13 protein-coding genes are annotated in these 15,895 nt (G+C 41.2%); 6 read left to right on the top strand and 7 right to left on the bottom strand.

Features of this window, described 5'->3' with window-relative positions; genetic code table 11:
• Positions 1-213 precede the first annotated feature (213 nt).
• A complete protein-coding gene (locus EDC51_RS06605) occupies positions 214-1,509 on the top strand; it encodes an L-cysteine desulfidase family protein (protein ID WP_015433364.1) in 1,296 nt (431 codons plus the stop codon).
• 91 nt (positions 1,510-1,600) lie between these two features.
• On the opposite strand, the gene miaB is transcribed toward EDC51_RS06605, so the two are convergent.
• The 4 genes from miaB to ptsH form a co-directional block, all read right to left on the bottom strand.
• Positions 1,601-3,031, bottom strand: a complete 1,431-nt coding sequence (miaB, locus tag EDC51_RS06600) for a tRNA (N6-isopentenyl adenosine(37)-C2)-methylthiotransferase MiaB (protein ID WP_025289838.1) — start codon at positions 3,029-3,031, stop codon at positions 1,601-1,603.
• A gap of 161 nt (positions 3,032-3,192) precedes the next feature.
• Positions 3,193-3,693 (bottom strand): PTS glucose transporter subunit IIA, encoded by a 501-nt coding sequence (crr, locus tag EDC51_RS06595; protein WP_015433362.1) that lies wholly within the window; start codon positions 3,691-3,693, stop codon positions 3,193-3,195.
• Between the two features lie 69 nt (positions 3,694-3,762).
• Positions 3,763-5,484 (bottom strand): phosphoenolpyruvate-protein phosphotransferase PtsI, encoded by a 1,722-nt coding sequence (gene ptsI, locus EDC51_RS06590; protein ID WP_025289837.1) that lies wholly within the window; start codon positions 5,482-5,484, stop codon positions 3,763-3,765.
• Between the two features lie 89 nt (positions 5,485-5,573).
• Positions 5,574-5,831, bottom strand: a complete 258-nt coding sequence (gene ptsH / locus EDC51_RS06585) for a phosphocarrier protein Hpr (protein WP_015433360.1) — start codon at positions 5,829-5,831, stop codon at positions 5,574-5,576.
• 381 nt (positions 5,832-6,212) lie between these two features.
• Here ptsH and asd point away from each other — a divergent pair, with 381 nt between their 5' ends.
• The 3 genes from asd (at position 6,213) to ppnN (ending at position 10,354) form a co-directional block, all read left to right on the top strand.
• Complete coding sequence (gene asd / locus EDC51_RS06580; protein WP_131928501.1) at positions 6,213-7,328, top strand: aspartate-semialdehyde dehydrogenase; 1,116 nt, start codon at positions 6,213-6,215, stop codon at positions 7,326-7,328.
• A 92-nt stretch (positions 7,329-7,420) separates the two neighbouring features.
• Complete coding sequence (locus EDC51_RS06575) at positions 7,421-8,992, top strand: ATP-dependent nuclease (RefSeq protein WP_131928500.1); 1,572 nt, start codon at positions 7,421-7,423, stop codon at positions 8,990-8,992.
• A gap of 3 nt (positions 8,993-8,995) precedes the next feature.
• Complete coding sequence (gene ppnN / locus EDC51_RS06570; protein WP_131928499.1) at positions 8,996-10,354, top strand: nucleotide 5'-monophosphate nucleosidase PpnN; 1,359 nt, start codon at positions 8,996-8,998, stop codon at positions 10,352-10,354.
• A 115-nt stretch (positions 10,355-10,469) separates the two neighbouring features.
• Here the strand turns inward: ppnN and EDC51_RS06565 are convergent, their stop codons facing one another.
• Positions 10,470-11,606, bottom strand: a complete 1,137-nt coding sequence (locus EDC51_RS06565) for a porin (protein ID WP_131928498.1) — start codon at positions 11,604-11,606, stop codon at positions 10,470-10,472.
• A 189-nt stretch (positions 11,607-11,795) separates the two neighbouring features.
• Between EDC51_RS06565 and lpxB the strand changes: the two genes are divergently transcribed.
• Positions 11,796-12,968 (top strand): lipid-A-disaccharide synthase, encoded by a 1,173-nt coding sequence (lpxB, locus tag EDC51_RS06560; RefSeq protein WP_131928497.1) that lies wholly within the window; start codon positions 11,796-11,798, stop codon positions 12,966-12,968.
• Here the strand turns inward: lpxB and EDC51_RS06555 are convergent.
• Together EDC51_RS06555 and rluC are read right to left on the bottom strand one after the other, a co-directional pair.
• Complete coding sequence (locus EDC51_RS06555; RefSeq protein WP_038443196.1) at positions 12,942-13,736, bottom strand: alpha/beta hydrolase; 795 nt, start codon at positions 13,734-13,736, stop codon at positions 12,942-12,944. The genes lpxB and EDC51_RS06555 overlap by 27 nt on opposite strands.
• Before the next feature lie 106 nt (positions 13,737-13,842).
• The gene (gene rluC / locus EDC51_RS06550; RefSeq protein WP_064318682.1) at positions 13,843-14,796 is read right to left on the bottom strand and encodes a 23S rRNA pseudouridine(955/2504/2580) synthase RluC; all 954 of its coding nucleotides are present in this window, start codon (positions 14,794-14,796) and stop codon (positions 13,843-13,845) included.
• A gap of 142 nt (positions 14,797-14,938) precedes the next feature.
• Between rluC and EDC51_RS06545 the strand changes: the two genes are divergently transcribed.
• Positions 14,939-15,862, top strand: coding sequence for an aminoimidazole riboside kinase (locus EDC51_RS06545; RefSeq protein ID WP_131928496.1), 924 nt, complete (start codon positions 14,939-14,941; stop codon positions 15,860-15,862).
• Positions 15,863-15,895 lie beyond the last annotated feature (33 nt).

Raw genomic sequence — 15,895 nt, 5'->3', positions numbered from 1 at the left:
TTCGCCTTAGAAGTAAGGCGGCTAAGTTTAATCAAGCAAACGGTTGCGTTCAAGTGAAAATTCGCAAAAGTTGTTGATGTTGTGTTTTATTGAAAAATTATGCATTTATTTTGCATTTTTATTCACTGTTAAGCAAGGAAAAATTTATGATTTTTAGCTGACAAGCGGGTAGAATGGCATCATTTTATGCAAAAACGATAGAGAATTAATAAGATGCATACTCAATTTCCTTTTTCAGATCAACTGCTTGCAATTGTTAGGCGCGATGTCGCACCGGCTTTAGGTTGTACTGAACCAATTTCTCTTGCGCTTGCTGCGGCAATTGCAAAATCCTATCTCTCTTCGCCATTAAGCGCAATTCAAGCTAAGGTATCACCTAATCTAATGAAAAATGGTATGGGGGTTACTGTACCAGGTACGGGAATGGTTGGTTTACCTATTGCTGCAAGTATTGGTGCTATTGCAGGAGATGCGCATGCTGGTTTGGAAGTGTTAAAAAAGATTCAGCCTACGGATGTGCTGGCAGCCAAAGATTTTCTTCCTAAAGTGAGTGTTGATATTGCTAATGTGGATTTTCCACTCTATTCCGAGGCGCTATTACTCGGAGAACACGATTGGGTAAAAGTATGCATTCAGGATAGTCATACAAATGTTGTGCGAATTGAGAAAAATGGTGAGGTATTGTTTGAACAAGCCGTACAAGCAGTAGATATTCCAGATGAGTATGCTTTTTTTGAGCATCTTTCTGCTCAGCAAATCTATGACTTTGCTATGCAAGCACCATTAGAGCAGCTCGCTTTTATTGCTGAATCTGCACAATTAAATGCGGCGCTTTCTAAAGAAGGGCTGGCACAAGAATATGGATTGCATATTGGGCGAACATTAAAAAATCAGATTGCACGTGGGTTAATGTCAGATGATTTATTGAGCAAAATTGTGATTGAAACGACTGCCGCGAGCGATGCGCGTATGGGCGGAGCGCTGTTACCGGCGATGAGTAATTCTGGTTCAGGTAATCAGGGGATTGCGGCTACAATGCCCTCAGTTGTTGTTGCACGTTTTGTTGATGCCGATGATGAACAGCTTATTCGAGCGCTATTTTTGTCGCATACCATTGCGATTTATATTCACTCTAAGCTACCGAAACTTTCGGCGCTTTGTGCAGTAACAACCGCGGCAATGGGCAGTGCTGCGGGAATGGCATATTTGCTGGGGGGGGATTTCAAAGCGGTAAGTCAAGCAATTTGCAGTATGATTGGTGATATTAGTGGCGTGCTTTGCGATGGTGCAGCCAATAGCTGTGCAATGAAAGTCTCAACAGGCGTTTCGTCTGCTTACAAGGCTGTGCTGATGGCGTTAGAAAATAGCCGTGTAACAGGGGATGAAGGGATTGTAGAACATAGTGTCGATAAATCGATCAACAACCTTTGTGCTATCGCATCAAAATCTATGGTTTATATGGATAGGCAGATCATTGAAATTATGTCGGCAAAGGGGCAAGAATGCTAGGGTTGTCAGGCATTTAAATGAATTGGTGCTGGCTTTTCATCTCAATATAGTCAAACAGACCGCTTACAAGCGGTCTGTTCTCAACAAAATTTTACAAATTTACCACATATTTTCCCACGCCTAGCTCATCTTCTTTACGAGTGCGTTGGATAACGGCTTGTGGCGATTGCACCACACGCAATCCCATCTGCTCTTCGGTGCGAACGACTTCGCCACGCAATGAGTTAGTGTAAACATCGGTAATTTTTACATCAACAAATTTACCAATCATATCTGGTGTGCCTTGGAAATTCACAATGCGGTTAGTTTCCGTTCTGCCAGTGAGTTCCATAATGTCTTTTTTGCTTGGGCCTTCGACCAAAATACGCTGTTCTGTACCGAGCATTAAGCGGCTAAATTGCTGAGCTTGGTGGTTAATACGTTGTTGTAGGCGATAGAGTCGCTCTTTTTTCTCTTCATCGCTCACATCATCAGGTAAATCCGCCGCAGGTGTTCCTGGACGAGCAGAATAAATGAAGCTAAAACTCATATCAAAATTAACTTGCTCGATGATTTTCATGGTATCTTCAAAATCTTTGGCGGTTTCGCCCGGAAAACCAACAATGAAATCTGAACTGATTTGAATATTTGGACGAGCTTCACGCAGTTTGCGGATAATCGCTTTATATTCTAATGCGGTGTGGCTACGTTTCATCATGGTTAGAACTCGGTCTGAACCGCTTTGAATTGGTAAATGCAAGAAACTCACTAATTCTGGTGTATCGCGATAGACTTCAATAATATCATCACTAAATTCAATCGGGTGGCTAGTGGTAAAACGCAGGCGATCAATACCGTCAATACTCGCCACTAAACGGAGTAATTCAGCAAAAGTACAGATGCCGCCGTCAAAGGTTTCACCACGATAGGCATTTACATTTTGTCCAAGTAAATTGACCTCACGAACGCCTTGTTCGGCAAGTTGAGCGATTTCAAATAATACATCGTCCACCGGACGGCTCACTTCTTCCCCACGAGTGTAAGGCACCACGCAGAATGAGCAGTATTTATTACAACCTTCCATAATGGAAACGAATGCGGTAGGGCCTTCTGCTTTCGGCTCTGGCAAGCGGTCAAATTTCTCTATTTCTGGGAAAGAAATATCCACCACTGAACTTTTACCGCCACGAATTTGGTTAATCATTTCAGGTAAGCGATGTAAGGTCTGTGGCCCAAAAATAATATCCACATAAGGTGCGCGCTCACGAATGTGTTCGCCTTCTTGAGAAGCCACGCAGCCTCCAACACCAATGATAAGATCAGGTTTGTCTTGCTTCCAGTTTTTCCAACGTCCTAGTTGAGAAAACACTTTTTCCTGTGCTTTCTCGCGGATAGAACATGTATTTAGCAGTAAAACATCGGCATCTTCAGGATTTTCGGTGAGTTCAAAACCGTGTGTAGAATTGAGTAAATCAGCCATTTTTGAAGAGTCATACTCATTCATCTGGCAGCCCCAAGTGGTAATATGTAATTTCTGTGTCATTGTAAAATAATAAGTGAATCAAATAGTTAGAAAAGAAAAGCGTAAAGCATAATTTAACTTAGGCTTTACGCAAAAACTTGGGCGCTATTCTACCCGTTTGATTGGATTTTGGCTATAAAAAAACCACGACAAGCGGTCGTGGTTTCACTATTTTTTGCAAATTATTTGGTTAAGGTCAATACGACACTTTCGCCTTGTTTAACTTCGCCAGACAATTTTTGTAAGTTACTGATTTCATCCATATTGGAAATCACGATAGGAGTTAATACTGATTTTGCTTTATCAGTTAAAAACGCGAGATCAAATTTGATAATTGGGTCACCAATTTTTACGCTCTGTCCTTCTTCAGCTAAGCGGGTAAAGCCTTCACCTTTTAGCTCTACAGTATCAATGCCGAAGTGAACAAATAGCTCAACACCTTCTTCTGATTCAATAGAAAATGCGTGATTGGTTTCAAAAATTTTACCAATCGTACCATTAACAGGCGCTACAATAGTATCACCAGCAGGTTTGATTGCTACACCATCTCCTACAATTTTCTCAGAAAATACCACATCGGGCACATCTTCAATATTCACAATCTCACCAGAAAGAGGCGCGTAAATCTTTACTTCTTTAGCAACAGCTTCTTTCTTACCAAAGATTTTATCAAGAAATCCCATAGTTAGTCTCCATTCATTTATGAACAAAATTCCCGCATATTTTATACGAGAATTTTGCATTTGTATTGTTTAATTGAGTTTTTGGTAGAATTCGTCAACTAATTTTTCGATATCTGCCGCAGTTGGTTGTGCTAATGCTTCATCAGCGAGTGCTTTAGCTTGTGCGAAATTGATACTGCGAACAAGTTTTTTCACATGTGGTACAGAGATACCGCTCATGCTAAATTCGTCTAAGCCCATGCCAAGCAGTAAAGCGGTTGCTTTAACATCACCGGCTAATTCTCCACACATTCCTGTCCATTTACCTTCAGCATGCGATGCATCAATCACCTGTTTAATGAGATTTAGCACTGACGGCGTCATTGGGTTGTATAAGTGCGCAATGAGCTCATTACCGCGATCTACCGCTAATGTATATTGAGTTAAGTCATTTGTGCCAATGCTGAAGAAATCAACTTCTTTTGCCAAGTGGCGAGCATTGACCGCAGCAGACGGAGTTTCCACCATTACGCCAACTTGTAGATTATTATCAAAGGCTTTCCCTTCAATATGCAATTGCTCTTTTAACTCAGCAATAATGCCTTTTAGAGTGCGGATCTCTTCCACAGAGATAATCATTGGGAACATGACTGCAAGCTTACCAAATGCAGATGCTCGTAATACTGCACGTAACTGGGTATTCAAGATTTCACGACGATCTAAGCCGATCCGTACCGCACGCCAGCCTAAGAATGGATTCATTTCTTTTGGTAATTCTAAATAAGGCAAATCTTTATCACCACCAATATCCATCGTACGCAATACGACTAATTTACCTTGCATTGCTTCGACAATTTCTTTGTAAGCTTGGAATTGTTCTTCTTCACCTGGTAATTGGTTTCTATCCATAAATAGGAACTCGGTACGATATAAGCCAACTCCTTCGCCACCATTACGTAGTACGCCGTCCACATCACGAATTGTACCAATATTTCCTACAACCTCAACACGATGTCCATCTAAGGTTTCAGCTGGTAGGTCTTTTAATTTAGCTAATTCGGCTTTTTCGGCTGCGATTTTGTCTTGTAATGTTTGGGCTGCGGCTAATTTTTCTGCGCTAGGGTTAATTTCTACGCTATTATTAATTGCATCTAAAATTAATGTATCGCCAGTATTTACAAGGCTGGTGACATTATTTGTTCCCACAATTGCTGGTAGTTCTAAAGAACGTGCCATGATTGAGGTGTGAGAGGTACGACCACCAATATCGGTAACAAATCCCAGCACTTTATCTAAGTTTAGCTGTGCAGTTTCTGATGGTGTTAAGTCGTAAGCAACTAAGATTACTTCTTCCTGAATATCACCTAAATCAATGATATGCATACCAAGAATGTTACGAATTAGACGGTTACCAATATCACGGATATCGCCTGCACGTTCTTTTAGATATTCATCATCAATTTCAGATAACATTGCTACCTGCATATCAATGATTTTGCTAGCTGCAACATCTGCGGTGACTAAATTCTCTTCTAGATAAGCAAGAATTTCTTCTTCTAATTCTTCATCTTCTAAGATCATTAAATGACCTTCAAAGATAGCCTCTTTTTCTTCGCCTAATGTGCGTTTAGCCTTTTCTTTGATAGCGATAAGCTGCTCAGCCGCTTTTTCACGACCTGCAAAAAATTTGGCTTTTTCACTATCAACTTGATTTGGTGTGATTTTTTGCGTGTTGAGAATAATTGGTTCTTCTTTTAGTACAAGTGCTTTACCAAAGACGATACCAGGAGAAGCAGGAATACCTGTAATCATAAATGAGTCCTTTAGGGAATGATTCAATGGTGCTAAATAGCATAAACGACTTTATCGGCAAAACGATAAAGTCGTCAATTCAGTGCGGATTATTCCAAAGTAGGGATTAAATCTACTAGCGTATCGACCGCTTTTTGCTCGTCTTCGCCTTCAGCAGAAATAGTGATAACGGTACCTTGAGTTAAGCCTAAAGTTTGTAATTTGAACAGACTTTTTGCGCTCGCTTCTTTACCGCCAGATACTACGGTGATGCTTGAAGCGAAACTTTTTGCTACTTTCACAAACTCAGCCGCAGGGCGGGTATGCAATCCATTTGGAGCCGTAATCGTTACTTCTTTTGAGTACATAAAGAACTTCCTCTTTTATCAAATAAAGTTAAAAAAATCTGTTAAGACATCATGGAAGAATGTCTGAAATACAGCGCTCACTTTACTACAAAATTGAGCCAATTACACGCTCAAACGGGCTGAATTTCGCAATTAATTTAATAAATTTATTTAATTCGTCGCGAAACTCGCCAGATTTTTGATAAAAATCAAATGCCTTATTGGAGTTACTAGGCAAACGATGACTAAAATTTTAAGGAGTGAATTAATTTGAATTATTAGTAATTTCTTAGGCTGCTGAGCAAAATTTGGCAAATAAATTAAATCATTTGCAATTGTGCATAAAATCTTGTATTTATCCTATTTTCACTTTAAACAAACACAACTTTTTAGGAGCAAAAAATGCAAAATGTCGGTTTCGTCGGTTGGCGCGGTATGGTGGGTTCTGTTTTAATGGACAGAATGGTACAAGAGAATAACTTCGCTAACATTAACCCTATCTTTTTCACCACTTCACAAGCGGGTCAAAAAGCCCCAACTTTTGCAGGCAAAGATGCTGGCACACTCAAAAATGCTTTTGACATTGAAGAACTACAAAAATTAGACATCATTGTTACCTGTCAAGGCGGCGATTACACCAACGAAGTTTATCCAAAATTAAAAGCAATAGGCTGGAACGGATATTGGATTGATGCAGCGTCTGCATTGCGTATGGAAAAAGATGCGATCATCGTATTAGATCCTGTAAACCAAAATGTGATTGATGAAGGCTTAAAAAATGGTATTAAAACCTTTGTTGGTGGTAACTGCACCGTAAGCCTTATGTTAATGGCAATTGGTGGCTTGTTTGAGAAAGATTTGGTTGAATGGGTATCCGTGGCGACCTATCAAGCGGCAAGTGGTGCAGGTGCAAAAAATATGCGTGAATTGCTTTCACAGATGGGCATTTTAGAGCAATCAGTGAAAGCAGAATTGGCTGACCCTGCCTCTTCTATTTTAGAGATTGAACGTAAAGTGACTGCACAAATGCGAGCAGACGATTTCCCAACTGCAAACTTTGGGGCAGCATTAGGCGGTAGCCTTATTCCTTGGATTGATAAACTTTTACCAGAAACGGGGCAAACCAAAGAAGAGTGGAAAGGCTATGCAGAAACTAACAAAATTCTAGGTTTAAGCGACAATCCAATTCCAGTTGATGGCTTATGTGTGCGTATCGGTGCATTACGTTGCCATAGCCAAGCGTTTACCATCAAGCTCAAAAAAGATTTACCACTTGAAGAAATTGAACAAATTATCGCCTCGCATAACGAGTGGGTGAAAGTGATTCCAAATGATAAAGAAACCACTTTACGTGAATTAACCCCTGCGAAAGTAACAGGTACATTAAGCGTACCAGTTGGACGTTTACGTAAACTCGCAATGGGCGGTGAATACCTTGCAGCCTTTACCGTTGGCGACCAATTATTATGGGGTGCCGCAGAGCCTGTTCGCCGTATTTTGGTGCAATTGACTCAGTAAATCTGGGCTCCCCTTTGTCTTAAGGGGCGTTTAAAACCCTTATAGCCCTGCAAGCGCTCGTTTTGCGGGGCTTTTTTGCAAAAGGAAAAACCATGTTTTTAAGACGTTTGGAAATTATTGGTTTTCGGGGCATAAATCGCCTGTCTATGACCTTGCAGCCAAATATGGTGTTAATTGGGGAAAACGCTTGGGGTAAAACCAGTTTATTTGATGCACTAAGTTTGATTTTTAACCATCAGCAGACGCTGTATCGTTTTTGTGAGTCTGACTTTCATATTGCTCAAAAAGATGGACAGCGCACCAAACAAATCACTTTATTATTCACCTTTGCCGAGCATTTTCCAAATGAGCGACATGATGCTCATAATTATCTGTTTCAGCGTTTTTTTATTGCAAATGGCGCGAAAGATTATCAGATTTATTTGAGGGTAAATGGCTCGATTTCTGCAGATAATCAAATTCATACCGATTATGCTTTTCTTGACCAAGATGGACGAGAGATCCAAACAGCAAAAGTGAGTGAATTAGTGAAAGCATTGATAGCGCGCTTTCCTATTTACTCCATTCGTCATGTAGCGTTACACGATAGTCGGCATTTAGTCGATTTAAGTCAGTTTGATCCACAAATTCGGCAACAGCCCTATTACGATAAAATTCAAGCCTTTTCATTACTAATTCAATACTATTATTTTAATCATGAAGCAAGGCAGTTTGTTGGTTCGAAGCTGCAAGATCTCTCTGCATTATGGGGGAAGGTCAAAGAATTGTGTTATTTGCTACGTTTGGGGGATCGAGAATTACGTCAGCGGTTATTTCGCCTGTTTTCTCAGCTTTTTGTTGCAGAGGGGGCATTAATGCCAGTAGATGGCATACATCCTATCGTATTATTTGAAGATCCCGATGCGCGTCTACATCCGCGTTTAGTTGCAATTATGTGGGAGCTTATCAGCTATTTGCCTTTACAGCGAATTACAACAACCAATTCCGTGGAATTACTTTCGCAAGTGGCATTGCATGAAATTTGCCGCCTAGTACGTACGTCTAACGAAATTAAAACCTATCGTTTAAGCCGGCATAGTTTGTCGAAGCAAGCATTACGGCGGCTCACATTCCATATTCACTATAATCGTAGTCTTGCGCTATTTGCCAGTAGCTGGATTTTAGTTGAAGGTGAAACGGAAGTGTGGCTTCTTTCTGCCTTAGCAGAACAGATGGGGTTGAATTTGGAGCTAGAGGGCATAAAGATTGTTGAGTTTGCCCAGTGCGGGCTTTCTCCTTTGATTAAATATGTTAAAGCAATGGGGATTGAATGGCATGTTTTAGCTGATGGCGATAGCGCTGGTAAGAAATATGCAGATACGGTTCGATCATTATTAGATAAAAATGAAACTCTGCTTACACGTTTAACACTTTTACCAAAACGTGATATTGAGCATTTTCTTTATTTTTCAGGTTTTGAGCATGTTTTTGTGCGGCTTGCTCGCTGGCAAGATTTGAGCAATTCTCGTCCTGCAAGCCGTATTATTCAGCAGGCGATAAAAAAGAGCTCAAAGCCAGATTTAGCCATAGCCCTTGCCGGCGAGATTGAACGTCAGGGCAAACATGCAATTCCAATTCTATTACAGCGAATGTTTAGAAAGGTACTTAATTTAACTAAAGGATAAAACATGAATATCTATCATATTGAAGCGAAGGGCAGTATGGAGCAGCTGTCACATTTGGAAATGGAGCTACTTACCGAGCAAGCTGAAGGGGAGCTCTACACGTTATTTCGTAACTGTGCATTAGCGGTATTAAATTCGGGGGCGATTACTGATGACAGTCGTGCCTTGTTAAGTCGTTACCGTGATTTTAAAATCAATCTTATTCGTCATGAGCGGGGAATGGCGCTGGAATTACACAATCCGCCGGAGTCTGCATTTGTCGATGATAAAATGATTTTGAATATTCAATATCATCTCTTTGCTGTTTTGCGCGATATTCTATTTTTGAATGCGCTCACACCTTGTGTACAAATTGGTGAACGAAACCTGACGACTGCACAAACCAACCAGATTTTTCTGATTTTGCGTAATGCAAAAATGTTGCCGCTGAATAATGATCCTAATATTGCCGTTTGTTGGGGTGGGCATTCAATTAGTGAGATAGAATACCAATATTGCCGAGCGGTTGGTTTGGAACTGGGCTTGCGTGAAATGAATATCATGACCGGCTGTGGCACTGGTGTGATGGAGGCTCCAATGAAAGGGGCGGCAGTAGGGCATGCCAACCAACGTTATCGCAATAGCCGTTTTATTGGGGTGACCGAGCCGTCAATTATTGCTTCTGAACCACCTAATCCGATTGTGAATGAATTGGTGATTATGCCAGATATTGAAAAGCGCTTAGAAGCTTTTGTACGATTAGGGCATGCAATTATTATTTTTCCTGGTGGCCCAGGGACATTTGAAGAGCTACTCTATATTTTAGGGGTGAAACTGAACCCCGAAAATAGCCAGCAGAAACTACCACTGATTTTAACTGGACCAGAAGAAAGCCGTGCTTATTTCGATGCGATTGATCGTTTTATTGGTGAAACGCTGGGTAAGCAGGCGCAAGCCATGTATGAAATTATTATTAATGATCCTGTGCAAGTGGCGCAAAAAGTAAGTCGTTCAATGAAAGAGATTAAAGAATATCGCCGTGTAATTGGTGATTCTTATGCGTTTAATTGGACGCTCAAAATTGCGGAGGAATTACAGCAGCCATTTTTCCCAACCCATGAAAATATGGCAGCACTGAATCTGACTCTTGAGCAATCACAATCTGAACTCGTTGCCAATTTGCGCCGAGCATTTTCTGGTATTGTGGCGGGGAATATAAAATCAGAAACTGTTGAGCAAATTGAACAAAAAGGCCGATTTAAGCTTTCGGGGGATCCGGCGTTAATGGCAAAAATTGATCGCTTATTGTGGGATTTTATTGAGCAAGATCGTATGAAATTGCCAAGTGATGAACCTTATCAGCCCTGTTATGAGATTGTGTAATCTAAATAAAAATCCCAAAGGTGTTAGTCTTTGGGATTTCTCGTTTAAGTTAAGCAAGCGGTTTAATTTGGATAATTTTTTGCAAAATTAAGCCAGAACTCGAGCGCTTGTATGCTTACCAGTAAACACGGAAGCCGGCAACGGTGGTATTATTGCGTGATTTATTGCCAGTTTGAACGCCGTTTGTATAGTGTTTAGTACGGGTAGTTTGCCATTCTAAGAATGCTTTCGCGCGCAGTTTGTATTGTGCAAGCGTTTCTTTTGCAATAGCGTGTTCAGTACCAATCATAAATTGGTTTTTTCGGCTTTCAGATGTTACGCCATTTACTGCGTTTAATTTGTTACGTTTGTGAGCGTACATCCCATAAGCATTCCATTGATCAGTTAAACGATGGAATAATACGGTACGCACTTCTTTTTCAACACGCTCGTTACCAATAACATATTGATCTTCAGTATTGCGACGTTCTAAATCAAGACCAAGCGTTGTTGCTCCGAAAGTATAAGCCGTACCAAATGCGTAAGCGACACGGTTGAATTCTGGTAATGCCGCATTTGCTTTATAGTTTTCACGGGTAAAACCTGCGCCGAATTTCACGCTTTGGTTATCAGCTAATTGCCAACGATAAGTTGCACCAGCACCATATTCGTTATCAAGTTTCTGTATTAAATCGCGGTTTGCATCGTTACGCTTGCTGCTACCCGCATAGTAACCACCAATACGTAAGCCTTCTACGCCGTTGTAAACATATTGTACTGAACGACGTGCTGCAAAATCCAATAAACCATCACTTAGGCTTAAGGTATTTGGCAAATCGGTTTGTTTTACTTCATCGGTAATGGTGGTTTGGTTACCGTAAGTTAATTCACCTAATTGCTTATGACCAATACCTGCATAAAGCTGACGCACATAAAGGTGGTCGAAATCATGTTGTGATGAAGAAACACCTTCAGTATCCATACCACGAGCACGCCATTCAACACGTCCTAATGCATAGAACCCTTCTGCTAAATCTTGCGTAATTTTGAAACCAAAACGTGAACCATTGTTACTAATTGCGTGGTTAACGTGGTTACGAGTTACTACGTGATTTGCGGTAGTTGAACGATCTGAAGTGCTTTTCCACATTAAACGTAGAGAACCTGTAAAGTCCACTTTCGTACCTGTTTCTTGGCTATCAACGATAGTTAAAGCAGATGCTGAATTTGCTGCAAACGCCGCAACGCTTAATGCTAACAGAGTTTTTTTCATAAGTTTGCTCCCACAAAAGACAAATAATTATAAATGGAAAATAATCTCCAAATGAAGTGTAGTGTACTCCGTTGCGCAAAGTCAATCGGATTTTGTTCTGCCATATGCAGAAGTGTTATAACACTGTTTGCGGTTGTAAGGCTGAACCCCCTATAATAGCGGTTGTTTTTTCTTAATTTTTTGCAAAATATGACCACTTTATCTCCAACTATTGCGATTGTTGCTGGCGAAGTCTCAGGCGATATTTTAGGGGCAGGCTTGATCGATGCGCTTAAACAACATTATCCCAATGCCCGTTTTATTGGTGTTGCAGGCGAGCACATGCTCAGTGCCGGTTGCGAAACCTTGTTTGATATGGAAGAACTTTCGGTAATGGGGTTAGCAGAAGTATTGAAACATTTACCGAGATTGCTCAAACGCCGTCAACAGGTGATAGACACGATGCTGCAATTAAAGCCTGATGTATTTATTGGGATTGATGCCCCTGATTTTAATTTGACGGTGGAAGAAAAACTTAAAACTGCAGGGATCAAAACGATTCACTATGTGAGTCCGTCAGTGTGGGCATGGCGGCAAAAGCGAGTGTTTAAAATCAAGCGAGCGGTCGATATGGTGCTTGCCTTTTTGCCGTTTGAAAAGGCGTTTTATGATCGTTTTGATGTGCCGTGTCGTTTTATCGGGCATACCATGGCAGACAGTATTGAGATTGAGCCAAATCGAGCAGAGGCTTGTGCCAAATTAAATCTTGACCCAAACCAACGTTATCTCGCGATTTTGGTCGGTAGTCGAGGCAGTGAAGTAGGCTTTTTGGCAGAGCCTTTCTTACAAACCGCACAATTATTGAAAGCAAGATTCCCTGATTTGCAATTTCTTGTTCCCTTGGTTAATCAAAAACGGCGTGAACAGTTTATTGAGATAAAGGCTCGTTTTGCCCCTGATTTAGATCTGATTTTGCTTGATGGTAATGCCCGTCAAGCGATGATTGCTGCCGATGCAACTTTGCTCGCTTCAGGCACAGCAGCATTGGAAGCAATGTTATGTAAGTCGCCAATGGTAGTAGGGTATCGAATGAAACCTCTGACTTATTGGCTTGCTAAGCGTTTAGTCAAAACAGATTACATCTCTTTGCCAAATTTACTCGCAAATGCACCGCTTGTGCCTGAGTTGATACAAGCAGAATGTAATCCACAAAATCTTGCAAAGCATTTAGGCGAGTATCTCTCTGATGAACCTACTGCTCAGCAAAAAACCGCTGAATTAAAACAGCGGTTTGTCGAGCTTCATCAACAGATTCAATGCGATGCTGATAAGCAGGCGGCGCAAGCAGTAGTAGATTTATTGTCGCAAGAGCGAAAATCGTAAAAATTCAACAAAATGATACGCCCAATGGCTTTCATGGTGAATTTCATTCGCCATTATTTTCAGACGGATATTATCAAGCGGATGCCCTGTACGGATTAAGGCTTGATAATAATGCAGGGTACAGTCGATGTAGGCTTGATTCATATTTTGAATAAATTTAGCATCGACTTCATCACCTTCGTTTGTTCCCACTTGGATAAAAACGCGGTTGTCGTGGTTGAGCGGTTTTTTATGTAAGAAATCGAGAAAGTCAGGCTCACTAAACCACGAAGCGAGTGAGAATACACCTAAATGTCCAAATACCTCAGGATAAGCAGCCCCCATATAAGCAGTGATAATGCCGCCCATTGAGCTACCTGCGAGCAACGTATTTTCTCGTTCTGGCATTGTGCGATAATGGTAATCAATAAAGGGCTTAACATGATGGACTACCCAATCGCCATATTTAATTCCATCACCGCCAGCGCTAGAAAAATCGTGTGTGCCAGTATTCGTTTGCCACGGGCCATATTCATCTAAACGGCGTTCACCTGCGTTATCAATTCCCACTACAATAAATTTTGGAAATTCTTTGTGCTTTTTAATCGTTGGAATAATTTTCCACGAATAGCCTGAATAGGACTCTTTGCTATAAAACACATTCTGCCCATCATGCATATAAAGTACCGGATAACGATGCCAAGGTTCATTGTAATAGCCTTCGGGCAGTAAAACACGAATACGGCGATGGTGGTTATAATAGGGAACAAACAGATGATGTTCTTCCATTTTTAATTGAGAATAAAAACTGAGTGGTTTTTTCACTAGGAATCCTGCTGTATCTGATGGTGTTTATTTGGGCGGACCATGTGTCCGCCCTGATATTTCTAAGATATTAATTTCGGAGTTTCGCCAAAACGCCTTTCAATCTCTTATCCAATGGCGCAGTTACCACCATTTCTTCCCCTGTTTTAGGGTGTTGAAAACGGATTGAATAAGCGTGGAGAAATAAGCGGTTTAAGCCGATTTCTTGCATTTTTTGGTCGAAATCACGTTCACCGTATTTATCATCGCAGGCGATTGGGTGTCCTGCATATTGGGTATGCACACGGATTTGGTGCGTTCTGCCCGTGACAGGTGATGCTTTGACTAATGTCGCTATTTCATAACGTTCTTCAATACGGAAACGAGTTTCAGACGGCTTTCCCTGTTCACTGACTTTGACAATCCGTTCACCGCTAGCAAGCTCGTTTTTTAGTAGAGGGGCTTTAATCACTTTGACGTGAGATTGCCACTGCCCACGCACCAAGGCAAGATAGTCTTTCTGCACCACTTTTTCACGCAGTTGCTCGTGAAGCGAGCGTAGAGCAGAGCGTTTTTTTGCCACCAGTAAAATACCTGAGGTATCACGGTCGATACGGTGGACTAACTCTAAAAAACGGGCTTGTGGCCGCAAGGCTCGTAATGCTTCGATCACGCCAAAACTTAATCCGCTACCACCGTGTACTGCAATGCCTGATGGTTTGTTAATGATCAGCATTACATCATCTTCAAATAGAATTTGGTTTTCTAATTCGGCAACTTTATTTAGTTTAGTTGAGATTTGTGGCTCATTTTTTTCCGCAACACGCACAGGTGGCACACGCACCACATCGCCATCTTGCAATTTGTATTCAGGCTTAATCCTGCCTTTGTTTACTCGCACTTCGCCTTTTCGCACAATACGATAAATAAGGCTTTTTGGCACGCCTTTGAGCTTGGCAAGTAAGAAATTATCAAGGCGTTGCCCGCTCTCATCATCGCTGATGGTAAAAAACTGCACACTGGCACTGATGACTTTGTCGTTCATGGTTATTCAATATTCAAAAAATTTTGCAGATCCTACCATAAATTCAATGAATTTTGATCTGATACGACTTGGATAAATTGCAAAACTAAACCGTTTTAGCTAGTATGTCGCATGAATATTTTTGACTAAAAAAGGAACATTTATGAGCAAGATTTGGGTACTCGGTGATGCGGTGGTGGATTTAATCCCTGATGGTGAAAATCACTACTTAAAATGCGCCGGTGGCGCACCAGCAAACGTTGCAGTTGGCGTTTCCCGCTTAGGCGTTTCTGCTGGCTTTATTGGACGAGTGGGTCATGATCCACTAGGTAAATTTATGCAACAAACGCTCAAAGCCGAAAATGTTGGTGTTGAGCAAATGATTTTAGATCCTAAGCAACGTACCTCAACGGTGATTGTGGGATTAGATGATGGTGAGCGTAGTTTTACTTTTATGGTCAATCCAAGTGCTGATCAATTTTTAGAAGTAGCCGATCTACCTCAATTCCAAGCTGACGAATGGCTACACTGCTGTTCAATTGCGTTAATTAACGAGCCGTCTCGTTCAACGACTTTTGAGGCCATTCGCAGAATTAAACAAGCTGGTGGTTTTTTCTCTTTTGATCCAAACTTGCGTGAAAGTTTATGGAAATCGCTAGATGAGATGAAACAAGTGGTGAATCAAGCGGTTGCTTTAGCTGATGTATTGAAATTTTCGGAAGAAGAATTAACCCTTTTGACTGATACAACAACCCTTGAAGCCGCAACGGCAGCGATTACGGCACAGTACCCGGAAAAACTGATTATTATTACACTAGGCAAAGACGGTGCGGTTTACCATTTAAATGGCGAAAGCAAATTAGTTGCTGGTAAAGCGTTAAAGCCTGTGGATACTACAGGGGCTGGCGATGCTTTCGTGAGTGGTTTACTCGCCGGACTTTCCCAATCAAGCGATTGGAAAAAAGAAAGCGTTTTAGTTGATATTATTCGCAAAGCAAATGCGTCTGGTGCATTGGCAACTACCCAAAAAGGGGCGATGTCAGCATTGCCAAGTAAAGCCCAATTAGAGCAATTTTTGGCAGAATAAAAACTCCCCTCTTTTTCAAAGAGGGGGATCAGA

Origin of the sequence: Bibersteinia trehalosi (assembly GCF_004346205.1) — a bacterium.
GTDB lineage: Bacteria > Pseudomonadota > Gammaproteobacteria > Enterobacterales > Pasteurellaceae > Bibersteinia > Bibersteinia trehalosi.
The sequence above is the reverse complement of the archived record's forward strand: the minus strand, read 5'-3'. Positions and strand labels throughout refer to the sequence as shown.

Excerpts from the sequence above, each read along its gene's own strand:
- EDC51_RS06545 (WP_131928496.1), top strand. The coding sequence starts at position 14,939 with ATGAGCAAGATTTGGGTACTCGGTGATGCGGTGGTGGATTTAATCCCT.
- ptsH (WP_015433360.1), bottom strand. The coding sequence starts at position 5,831 with ATGTACTCAAAAGAAGTAACGATTACGGCTCCAAATGGATTGCATACC.
- crr (WP_015433362.1), bottom strand. The coding sequence starts at position 3,693 with ATGGGATTTCTTGATAAAATCTTTGGTAAGAAAGAAGCTGTTGCTAAA.
- ppnN (WP_131928499.1), top strand. The coding sequence starts at position 8,996 with ATGAATATCTATCATATTGAAGCGAAGGGCAGTATGGAGCAGCTGTCA.
- lpxB (WP_131928497.1), top strand. The coding sequence starts at position 11,796 with ATGACCACTTTATCTCCAACTATTGCGATTGTTGCTGGCGAAGTCTCA.
- EDC51_RS06565 (WP_131928498.1), bottom strand. The coding sequence starts at position 11,606 with ATGAAAAAAACTCTGTTAGCATTAAGCGTTGCGGCGTTTGCAGCAAAT.
- asd (WP_131928501.1), top strand. The coding sequence starts at position 6,213 with ATGCAAAATGTCGGTTTCGTCGGTTGGCGCGGTATGGTGGGTTCTGTT.
- EDC51_RS06555 (WP_038443196.1), bottom strand. The coding sequence starts at position 13,736 with ATGGAAGAACATCATCTGTTTGTTCCCTATTATAACCACCATCGCCGT.
- EDC51_RS06605 (WP_015433364.1), top strand. The coding sequence starts at position 214 with ATGCATACTCAATTTCCTTTTTCAGATCAACTGCTTGCAATTGTTAGG.
- ptsI (WP_025289837.1), bottom strand. The coding sequence starts at position 5,484 with ATGATTACAGGTATTCCTGCTTCTCCTGGTATCGTCTTTGGTAAAGCA.
- EDC51_RS06575 (WP_131928500.1), top strand. The coding sequence starts at position 7,421 with ATGTTTTTAAGACGTTTGGAAATTATTGGTTTTCGGGGCATAAATCGC.
- miaB (WP_025289838.1), bottom strand. The coding sequence starts at position 3,031 with ATGACACAGAAATTACATATTACCACTTGGGGCTGCCAGATGAATGAG.
- rluC (WP_064318682.1), bottom strand. The coding sequence starts at position 14,796 with ATGAACGACAAAGTCATCAGTGCCAGTGTGCAGTTTTTTACCATCAGC.